The following is a 10533-nucleotide window of genomic DNA, read 5'->3' as shown; positions in this document are numbered from 1 at the left end:
AGTAACGGATTCAGCTTCACCAGTTATTCAAGATTATGGTGCTTATATGGAAGAACATAGAACTACTTTATCAACAACAAACTTTAACATAGCCTTTATTATATAGCGTACTAATTAGAGGGATTATGTAAGATTCAACAACCATATAAGCGATATCCATCTCCGGCGAAAAAAATTCCTGCACTTCTTTTCGCTTTTTTTATCCTGAATTTGTCTATAGAATAGTTGTCCAACAATTGACGAAAACTACATACTGCAAAATTAAAATCGTTCCTGACGGTAGAAATGAGGTGGAAAAGATGGCTCAACCTACACATGATGTAGTTATCGTAGGCGGCGGGCCTGCTGGGATGAGTGCTGCGCTTGTATTAGGGCGATCACGTCGGAAGGTTTTGCTCATTGATGCTGGAACGCCTCGTAATGCTGTTACGCTTCATTCCCATGGCTTTTTAACTCGTGATGGTATAACACCTAAAGAATTTAGAGATATTTCCATACAACAACTAACGAAGTATGAGTCCGTTTCCATTGAACAAGATAGTGTGATTCGAATAGATACTGAAGAGAATCTCTATACCATACATACGCAATCAGGTTTGAGTTATATAGGTAAGAAAGTGATCATAGCAACTGGCATGAAGGATCATCTACCTTCTATTCCAGGTTTACAAGAAGTGTACGGAAAATCTGTATTTCCTTGTCCATATTGCGATGGGTGGGAACATCGAGACGAGCCGTTAGCGGTATTCGGTCAAGGAGAGAAGGTGGTTGATTTTACAAAGCTTATTGCAAATTGGAGCCGGGATCTTCTTGTGTTTACAAATGGGCCTATGAATTTGAGTGTCTCGGATTTAAAAGAGCTGAACACTCATAACATTGGCGTGATAGATGGTCATATTAAAGGGATTTTATCTACTAACGGTGTCCTAGAGAGCGTCATCTTGGAGGATGGAGAAGTATTTAAACGTTCTGCTGGGTTCATTATGAACGTAGATGCAACACAAAGTTCAACCATTCCGGAGATGTTGGGAGTCCCGTACAATCATCATGGAGGGTATGAAACAGATCCTCATGGCTTAACGTGTGTGCCAGGGTTATATGTGATAGGAGATGCCACACACGCATTCTCTGGCTTAGCAGGAGCGGCTGGTGAGGGGTATGAAGTAGGTGTTTCCATTAATCATAAACTTGTGAAAGAAGAATGGAATATGCCTGGGTAGTAGAACAAGGTAAAAGGAATTTTTGTCCATTCATGTTATCCTCGGAAGTACAACATTATTATTTGGGGGATGGAAACATGGAAATTATTCGTAATAGCAGAGGACATTATGATTTAGATGAATTTCTTAAGAAGCCACTTTTTGCCCACTTGTCTACAGTAGAAAATGATATGCCTAAAGATTCTCCGGTATGGTTCCATTGGGAGGAACAATGCATATGGATTATTGGTACACCTTCTGATAGCTTCCCGAGAAAAATTAAAAATCATTCTGCTTGCGCTGTTGGAATCGTTGATTTTGATGTGAAAAGTGGTAAAGTCTTGCATGTTGGACTCAGAGGTCATGGGACAGTTGAACCGTTTGATTCAGAACTTGCAAAAAGGTTATTGCGAAAATATTTAGGGACGAACGAAGAGGAATGGGATGAGCGGTTTAAGCATCTCGGGGACAGTAATGTACTCATCAAAGTCGTACCAGAAACGGTCGTTGTACGAGATCAATCCTTTGAACCAAGTCTCGATTCATAACCACTACATTGAGATGCCATATATAGTCTTGTAGAATAAGTGATACAACAAAAGACTTAAATAGAAAAGGTGTAAGACATATGACATATATCGTAATAGGGGCTGGGATATTAGGGGCCTCAACAGCCTATCACTTGGCAAAACAGGGGGCGAACGTAACGCTGGTTGATCGAAATGATCCTGGACAGGCAACAGAAGCAGCGGCAGGAATTGTATGCCCATGGTTGACCAATCGAGCAAATCAGTCTTGGTATCACTTAGTAAAAGCAGGAGCGAAATACTACCCTTCTTTGATTAGAGAGTTAGAAGCAGAAGGGGAAACAGAAACAGGATATTCCCAGGTGGGAGCAATTAATATCTTTTCCGGGGAGGATCGACTCCAGAAAAAATATGAATTAGCGCTGGAACGTCAAAAGTCTACTCCAGAAATGGGAAACGTTACAAAGCTATCAGCTACGGAAACGAAGGCTTTATTTCCACCATTATCTGATCGTTATGGAGCGGTACATATAAGTGGAGCTGCTCGGGTAAATGGTGCTGCTATGCGCAATGCGTTGATTCGAGGTGCAAAAAGGCACGGTACAACATTTATTGAAGGAGAGGCTTCTCTTTTATTTGAAGGGAATACAATCACTGGGGTTAAGGTGAATGAAACTGATTTGTATGCTGACAAGGTCCTTGTAACTGGGGGAACGTGGTCCAAGGAATTACTAGAGCCATTAGGGATGCAGTTTCAAGTGAAGGAACAAAAGGCGCAGATTGTTCATCTTCAATTACCAGATACGGATACGAGTCAGTGGCCTGTTGTCATGGCTCCTTACAGTCAATACTTACTAGGGTTTGAAGATGGAAAAGTAGTTGTAGGGGCAACACAGGAAAGTAATGCAGGTCGTGATCTTAGAGTAACGGCTGGTAGTGTAAACCATATTATCGAAAAAGCACTGAATGTCGCTCCTGGATTAGAGTCTAGTACCTATGTTGAAACCAAGGTGGGTTTTCGACCCTTCACGCCTGGGTCGCTACCAGTCATAGGTCCTGTCCCGAACGTAAGCGGCTTACTCGTTGCGAATGGGTTAGGAGCTTCTGGTTTAACAAGTGGTCCATATTTGGGAGCTCAACTTGCTCTTGTGGCCCTTGGAAAGTCGACAGAGATTACCTTACAAGACTTTGATGTAGCAGGTGCCTTTGAGCAATAACAGTATATGAAAAGTCCCTATGGGTGAAGAACGGTGTAATGAACGTTCACACGACATAGGGACTTTAATTTATAAGTTAGGATGTAAAATCCCCCTAACTCCAGCTCTTGTTCTTTATAATGTATGTTTACGGTACATTGGAATAATCAATATTCTCATAAACGTAAGCCTTTTTAGGTTCTTGGATATTTTTGATAGAGGTTACCTCGATCAAAGGTAGGTCCCATCCTTTAAAATGGGCGACGTTTAACGTCCCTGTTACTTCCACCCAAGAATCTGATTCATATGAGCTGAAGTCCTTTCCTTCTGCCATAATTCCGTATATGCCAGCATCTGCGACACAACAACTAACACCGAATCGACCGATAACAATACGATTAGCATCAAATGTGGGCTCTCGATAAACAAATCCCTTCACCATAATCTCCTTCCCTTTAAAGGAATGAGGTTCTTCTTCAATTAGGTTGATTGTTCCAATATATTGATCAGGTTCAAGGCTTATAGTTTCGCTAGATAGAAGTGTCTGATATAAATCAGGATAGAGTTCTTTAGGTGTAATAACAGCACTCTCGTCAATAGCATAATCATCTTCACTCTCAGCATTTCCATCACTGTTTTGTTCATTTGAAGAGGAAGAATCGGCTTTAGATTCGTATTTAAATCCCTTTTTATCAGCCATTGCAGATCCAAGGGTATGATTTGAGAAGAATAGTCCTGTAAATATAGGGATAATAAATAGAGAATAGATTACTAACGATTTAACATAGGAAGATGAATAGGAATGCTCATGGTTACAGTCACAATGGATCTCCTGTTCATCTTGATTTTTGCGTGTATGTTGGACGTAGCCCAGAATAAATAAAACGATTAACGTAAAATAGAAATAGGGAAGCATCTTTGGTGAAATGAAGTTGTATAAGTCTCCTGAAACCACTAGTTTAAAGATAAGTAATGTGAATCCAGTTAGGATAATGCTTCTTATGTGTAGATGGAGTCTAGATTTCATCATAATCTCCTTTCTTAGAACCATAAATCATACAATAGGGTAAACCAAAACACGACGAACGTAACAATTAAAAGGAAGCCTAACACAAATTTCTTCTTAAAATAGGCAAACAATAAAATGGTATTCTTTAAATCAATCATCGGCCCATAGACTAGAAAGCTTAACAAGGCAGCGCTTGAGGTGACAGATTGGAAAGAAGAAGCAACAAATGCATCCGCCTCTGAGCAAAGAGATAATATATAAGCCATACCCATCATGGCTGCTGGCCCACTAAGAACACCACTTCCTACATCCACTAATGTTTCTCTAGCCATAAAAGCTTGTACAATACTAGCAATCAACGCACCAAATAAAAGATATTTTCCCATGTCGAAGAATTCATCACTAGCATGATAGAGGGTTTCGGTTAACTTGTTTTTCTTTGGATGATGATGGTGATGATGATGATGGTGGTCATGAGAAATAGAAGAAGATTTCTCCTCTTTTAATTGATTGCGGTTACCAAAGAAGAAATAAATAAGCAAACCGATTGCCAATGCTACTAACAAGGCAAGTCCCATTCGAGCGTGTGCAATCCCAGGTGTAGATTGAAAAGCATAATATGTTGAGAGATAAACAATAGGATTTAATACAGGAGCTGAAACGAGTATGACAAATCCTACGTGCAATGGCATGCCCTTCTGAAGAAGTCTTCGAACAATAGGAACAATTGCACACTCACAAACAGGGAATACAGCACCAATAGCTACAGCAGGAACAACGGCTACAATAGCGTTACCAGGTATGAACCGTTGTAAATGATCTTCTTTTACGAAGGTTTGAATAAGGGCAGATATGAAGACTCCCAAGAGGACAAAGGGAATTGCTTCAAGAAAAATACTTAAAAAAATCGTATTAATATCTAATACTTTTTGAGGGATGTGCAAGTAAGATTCTATCGGAACAAAATCACCAATAAAAAATGTTATAATAATTAAAATAAGAGTTATATATGCGAACAGGTAAATAAAAGGCTGGACAATTTTAGATATCAGAGTAGTTGCACCTCCAAAAAGTAATGATTACAATTTAATTTGCTACTATTATCTTACTATCGTTTGGCGTAAAAATGAATGATTTTTTAATTTCTTAATAATTGTGTAATATAGGAAGATGACGTACAACAAAGCTAAAATAGTGTGATGAAGATAAAGGGTGATGCCATTGAATACAAATAAAGCTTTACAAATATTAAAGGAAAATGGGTACAAGCATACAAAACAGAGAGAAGTACTTCTTGATTTATTAGAAACTCATGATCAATATGTATCGGTTAAACAGCTATGGTCAAGTTTTAAAGAAGAATTTCCAGGGGCTAGCTATGATACTGCATATCGAAATTTATATAAGATGGCTGAATTAGAAATATTGGAATCAACTATACTTGATGGGGAGAAGCACTTTCGTTTCCATTGTGAGACACACGGGCACCATCACCATTTCATTTGTACCGAGTGCGGGAAAACAACACCCATTAACATGTGTCCCATGGATAATGTAAAAGAGAATCTTCCAAATCATGAAATCGAAAACCATAAATTTGAAGTGTATGGACATTGTCCTACTTGTAAGTAAACCAGTATTGTAGAATGCTGGTTTATTTTTTTGACATGATATCACACCTCCAACAAAACGTAATTATTACTATTTACAATTCGTAATGATTACGATAGTATTGTTTTGTACTTACTTTATTGGAGGGGAAACTATTGAGAAAACTTGGGTATATAATATCAGTAGGGTTACTGTTTTTAATGGTGGCCTGTGGTGTTGATAACCAGACAAATACAACGCAAGAAGATAAAGATAACGCAAACTCTGGAGATTCTAGCAATGATAAGCTAACCATTTATACAACATTGTACCCACTACAAGATTTTGCTGAAAAAATTGGAGGAGAGCACGTAGAGGTTCAATCAATATTACCTGCAGGAGCAAACCCTCACACATTTGAACCTACATCCAAAACAATGGTGAACATTGCTGAATCGGATTTATTTATCTATAATGGCGCAAGCTTAGAAGCATATGCAGAAAGTATCTCTGAATCTTTGAAAAATGAAGACGTTACTATTTTAGAAGCATCCGATGGTGTGGAGCTAATTGGTCACACTCATAAGGAAAGCCATGGTCATGAAGAGGAATCCCACGAAGAAGAAAGTCATGGTCATGAAGAGGAATCCCACGAAGAGGAAAGTCATGGTCATGAAGAGGAATCCCACGAAGGGGAAAGTCATGGTCATGAAGAGGAATCTCATGAGGAAGAAGGACACGACCATGGTGATAAAGATCCCCATGTATGGCTTGATCCTACTAAGGCCATTGCTTTGGCTGAAAACATAAAGGCTGAACTGGCTTCATTAAAACCTGAAGCAAAAGATGATTTTGAGGAGAATTTTAAGAAGTTAGAGGAGCGTTTGAAAAATCTAGATGGGCAATACCATGAAACCATTGAAAGTAAGCCGCAGAAGAAGCTGCTCGTTTCTCATGCTGCATATGGTTATTGGGAAGAAGCATACGGTGTGGAACAAGTTGCGATTGCTGGGTTGTCTTCAACACAGGAACCCTCACAACAACAATTAGAAAGAATTATCGAGAAATCAAAGAAATATGATTTAGAATACGTGATATTCGAACAGAATATAACACCTAAAATAGCAGAAGTTATTCAAAAAGAAATTGGGGCAGAATCGTTACGACTTCATAATCTATCTGTTTTAACAGAAGAAGATATAGAGGATAACGAAGACTACTTTAGTTTAATGAAACAAAATTTAAACACATTAGAAAAAGCGTTAAGTAATTAAAGGATGATAAAAATCCCGTATCTATTAGGATACGGGATTTTTGATTGATTCAAACCATTTCATTTGGGCCGCAGCATATACGTCGCTAGACGGGGGCTCTGAGCTTTTGTTCAAAGTAAAGAAAGTATAAATTTCTGATGCTTACGTGTCTAGCTCCAGCGCCCAGCGACTAGCAAACTTCCTGCACCTCCTTACGATAAGTCAACATCGGATCGCTTGCGCTCTCCGTGTTTCCTTTATCTCATACGGAGCCGTCCAGTTTGTACGTCGCTAGCAGGGCGCTTGCGCTTTTCTTAATGTCTAGCTCCAGCGCCCAGCGACTAGTATGCTTCCCTCACCTCCGTACGATAAGTTAACATCGAATCACTTCGTTCTTCGTGTTGCCTTTATCTCCTACGGAATCAGGGGAAGTTCGATTAAAATCGCTGCATCGTGCAGCAACATCGTACCAACCCACATCGTGTGGGCCGCAGCATATACGTCGCTACCGGGGGCTTGCGCTTTTCTTGTTAAATAGCTGATTCTTGTAATTCTTCTGTTTCTTGTTTTTGCACTTTTTCTTTCTTGTTTCTAGTCTTTGTACATACTCGATACACAGCTGGGATGAGTAGTAGTGTGATGAAAGTTGCAAATAACAGTCCGGAGATGATGACGGTTGCCATGGGTGCTTGATAGTTTCCTGCTGATCCGGTTGCGAGAGCTAATGGTAGCATGCCACCTGCAGTCGTTAGACTAGTTAAGAAGATAGGTCTGATCCGATTTCTTCCTGCTTCCACAAGTGCAGCTTGAACAGTGTGGCCTTCTTTTCGAAGTTGATTGGTGCGGTCGATAAATAGGATGGCATTATTTAGTACGATACCGATTAACATGACAATTCCCATTGCAGACATGACACTTAGTTCACGTTGTGTAGCAAACAAGCCAAGAATGACTCCCACAATTGTCATAGGAATAACAGACATGACGATAAGTGGGTGTAATAAATGATTGAATTGCACTGCCATAACTAAGTAGACGAGGAAAATTGCAATCGCTAGGATGAAAATCATTTCTTGGATTAACTCTTGTTGTTGTTCTAAATCTCCAGCAGTAGATACAGTGTAACCCGTAGGCGTTTCAAAGTCGTCGATGATGGTTTGTACTTCACGATTGATTGCCCCTAGGTCCTTATCTTGAATATCAGCTGAGATAGATATAAAGCGTTCCCCATCGGTGTGTGAAATCTCATTCGGCGTATCGACAGTTGATAAGGTGATAAACTCAGAAAGGTTCTTTTCACCTTTAGCTGTAGGGATTGATAAATTTAATAGGTCCGATTTTGTGGTAGTTTCTTCATCCCATTTTACATTTAGAGCAATTGTTTCATTGTTGATATTCATGTCACTAATAGGCATATCAAGGAAAGCCTGTTGGATGAATTGCCTTATTTGTCCTTGGGTCAGTCCGGCATCTTCCATTTCTTCCTTGTTCAATTCAATTATTTGTTCTTTGGAAGTTCGTTCTAAGGTGGTAGTGATGCCTACTATTCCTTCAATACTATTTAGTCTTTTTGTGAAATCCTCTGATAGTGTTTTAAGTTCTGTGAAGTCTTCCCCTTTGATATTGACCTGGACAGGGTAACCTCCTCCACCAGCCATAGCGCTTTGTACGTTTTCAATTGGGTAAGTCTCTTGAAGATTTCGTAAGGATTCCATAATATCCTCGTTAATGACGCTCTGCTCTTTTGTGATTTGATCATCCTTGGTCATATTAATAATGGTATAAAACATACTACCATCATCAATAATGTAAGAAGTCTCCACATCATCAATCGTAGCAAGGGAGTTATTCATTTCTTTTACGATCTCTTGTTTATCTTCAGGGGATACTCCTGGTTCAAGGTCGACAATGACTTCAGCATATCGATTAAACATATCAGGCATAATGGTCATCGGAATTTTGGTGACAAGAGCTAATGATCCAACAAGTAACAGGAAGAACAAACCGATAACAGCGAAGCTATGACGTTTTTTTCTAACTGTCCAATCAACAAGACGACTATACTTTTTCATTAAATAGCCATCTTCACGATGTTGGTCCTTTGATTTAACCTTTAGAAATCTCTCTGACAAAGATGGAATGAGTGTAAAGGAGACTACAACAGAGCTAATCAATGTAATAGCGACTACCATTGATAGCATAATCATAAAGCTTCCCATCTCTCCGCCAAGTAATCCAATTGGTAAAAAGACTACAATGGTTGTTAACATCGATGCAATGACGGCTGTTGCTACTTCTTTTGTACCTTGAATGACGGAATCCATATTTGTCATACCTTGTTCTTTCTTACGATAAATCGATTCAAGTATGACAATAGAGGAATCAACCATCATCCCAATGCCAAGGCCTAGACCAATCAAGGTGAGAATGTTCAAGCTATAATCTAGCATCCACATAGAGGCAAAAGTGAGTAAAATCGATGTAGGGATTGAAATTCCAATAATAACAGTAGCTCGAATGCTTCGTAAGAACAACAAAAGGATAATAACAGCAATAATCCCGCCGATAATAATATTACTCGTTACACCATTTATAGAATCCTCTACATAGTCAGCTTGAGCTACAATTTCATTTACCTCAAAACCATCTATGATACCTTCATTGTTCATTTCATCAATCTCGGCTCGAACTGCTTCAGCCGTTTCAATTTGGGTTGATGTAGAAGACCCTCCAACTTGAACTAATATGAAGTCTGCTGCTCCGTTCTTCCATGTGAAAGTTGAATTGTCTACCGGCTTTAAGGATACATCGGCTATTTCATTCAGCGTAATAAATTCATTTCCAACAGGGATGTCAATATCCTTTACGCTTTCTACACTTTCAAGTTTGGTATTCCACCTTAGGGAAGGGGAGTTGTTATCGTCTTCTAACTGTCCTATTGTGGCTTCCTCATTCGCCGTTTGAATGGCGGAAATTACTTGGTTGACGTCTATATTTTTTTCATTTAGTTTCTCACGATTAAACTCGACAGTCATTTGTTGCTCCACAGTACCTGACAGCAACACATCTCTTACTTCAGGTAGTTCTTCTAGGCGTGGTTCCAGCACATCTTTTGAAAAGGCTGTGATTTCTTCCATGCTTTCACCAGAGACATCCATGAAAAGTTCATACCCCTGGTCAGTAGAATACTGTCCTGTAGTCACTTCCTTGACGCCATCTATATCAGCAGTGATGGAATTGACTAATGTTTCAACTTCCTGGAACACTTCATCTCCTTGGCCACGCTCGAACATAAGCTGTATGGAGCTCCTACCTACATAAGTGGTAGAATTAATATCTTCCACACCCTTAATTCCTTTAAGCTGTTTTTCCAAAGGTGTAGTAATGGATCTCTCGACTTCAATTGCAGGTATATCCTCAGCCTGCACATTTACGTAAGCACCATCCATTGTGACAGAAGGTAATAACTCTTCGTCTAGGTTTAGGAGTGCATAGCCTCCCATTAACAATATTAGTACTACCATGAGCCCAACTAGAATTTTTCTCTGGATGATGAATTTAAGTAAATGCATCATTTCTCCTCCTTTGATTAACGGGAGTGTATCCCACCTCAAATAGTATATAATGAACCTCACGCGAAATGAGTTTTTTTGAGAACTTGATACAATAAATTTACAATTGAGGTTTGTTATTACAGTACATATGTATCATATACCGACATCAAAGGAATGAATATATGCTGGAGATGTAATTGGTCTA

The 10533-nt window shown here is 39.2% G+C and carries 8 protein-coding genes; 5 read left to right on the top strand and 3 right to left on the bottom strand.

Translation table 11 applies throughout. The features are described 5' to 3' along the window. The first annotated feature begins 299 nt into the window (after nucleotides 1-299). From N782_RS15525 to N782_RS15515, 3 genes are all read left to right on the top strand, one after another. Nucleotides 300-1220 (top strand): NAD(P)/FAD-dependent oxidoreductase, encoded by a 921-nt coding sequence (locus N782_RS15525; protein WP_036822169.1) that lies wholly within the window; start codon nucleotides 300-302, stop codon nucleotides 1218-1220. Nucleotides 1221-1297: 77 nt separating this feature from the next. After that, a complete protein-coding gene (locus N782_RS15520; RefSeq protein ID WP_036822172.1) occupies nucleotides 1298-1747 on the top strand; it encodes a pyridoxamine 5'-phosphate oxidase family protein in 450 nt (149 codons plus the stop codon). An 80-nt stretch (nucleotides 1748-1827) separates the two neighbouring features. Next, nucleotides 1828-2943: an NAD(P)/FAD-dependent oxidoreductase gene (locus N782_RS15515; RefSeq protein ID WP_036822166.1), complete on the top strand. Its 1116-nt coding sequence runs from the start codon at nucleotides 1828-1830 to the stop codon at nucleotides 2941-2943. Nucleotides 2944-3070: 127 nt separating this feature from the next. Here N782_RS15515 and N782_RS15510 read toward each other — a convergent pair whose 3' ends face one another. Continuing rightward, a complete protein-coding gene (locus tag N782_RS15510) occupies nucleotides 3071-3949 on the bottom strand; it encodes a TIGR03943 family putative permease subunit (RefSeq protein ID WP_036822164.1) in 879 nt (292 codons plus the stop codon). Nucleotides 3950-3963: 14 nt separating this feature from the next. Next, complete coding sequence (locus N782_RS15505) at nucleotides 3964-4917, bottom strand: permease (RefSeq protein WP_420805600.1); 954 nt, start codon at nucleotides 4915-4917, stop codon at nucleotides 3964-3966. A gap of 229 nt (nucleotides 4918-5146) precedes the next feature. On the opposite strand from N782_RS15505, the gene N782_RS15500 reads away from it, so the two are divergent. Together N782_RS15500 and N782_RS15495 are read left to right on the top strand one after the other, a co-directional pair. Continuing rightward, nucleotides 5147-5563 carry a transcriptional repressor gene (locus N782_RS15500; protein WP_152600789.1) on the top strand — a complete coding sequence of 139 codons (417 nt, stop codon included), beginning with the start codon at nucleotides 5147-5149 and terminating at the stop codon, nucleotides 5561-5563. 134 nt (nucleotides 5564-5697) lie between these two features. Then, complete coding sequence (locus tag N782_RS15495) at nucleotides 5698-6795, top strand: metal ABC transporter solute-binding protein, Zn/Mn family (RefSeq protein WP_036822155.1); 1098 nt, start codon at nucleotides 5698-5700, stop codon at nucleotides 6793-6795. A gap of 509 nt (nucleotides 6796-7304) precedes the next feature. Here N782_RS15495 and N782_RS15490 read toward each other — a convergent pair. Then, nucleotides 7305-10346 (bottom strand): efflux RND transporter permease subunit, encoded by a 3042-nt coding sequence (locus tag N782_RS15490; RefSeq protein WP_036822152.1) that lies wholly within the window; start codon nucleotides 10344-10346, stop codon nucleotides 7305-7307. Nucleotides 10347-10533: the final 187 nt, after the last annotated feature.

It is taken from the genome of Pontibacillus yanchengensis Y32 (genome assembly GCF_000770635.1).
GTDB lineage: Bacteria > Bacillota > Bacilli > Bacillales > BH030062 > Pontibacillus > Pontibacillus yanchengensis.
Note: the sequence above shows the minus strand (reverse complement) of the source record. Positions and strands in the feature narration are given on the sequence as shown.

What these genes read in the sequence shown, in the direction of transcription:
- N782_RS15515 (WP_036822166.1), top strand. Translation starts at nt 1,828, where the DNA reads ATGACATATATCGTAATAGGGGCTGGGATATTAGGGGCCTCAACAGCC.
- N782_RS15510 (WP_036822164.1), bottom strand. Translation starts at nt 3,949, where the DNA reads ATGAAATCTAGACTCCATCTACACATAAGAAGCATTATCCTAACTGGA.
- N782_RS15525 (WP_036822169.1), top strand. Translation starts at nt 300, where the DNA reads ATGGCTCAACCTACACATGATGTAGTTATCGTAGGCGGCGGGCCTGCT.
- N782_RS15500 (WP_152600789.1), top strand. Translation starts at nt 5,147, where the DNA reads ATGCCATTGAATACAAATAAAGCTTTACAAATATTAAAGGAAAATGGG.
- N782_RS15520 (WP_036822172.1), top strand. Translation starts at nt 1,298, where the DNA reads ATGGAAATTATTCGTAATAGCAGAGGACATTATGATTTAGATGAATTT.
- N782_RS15490 (WP_036822152.1), bottom strand. Translation starts at nt 10,346, where the DNA reads ATGCATTTACTTAAATTCATCATCCAGAGAAAAATTCTAGTTGGGCTC.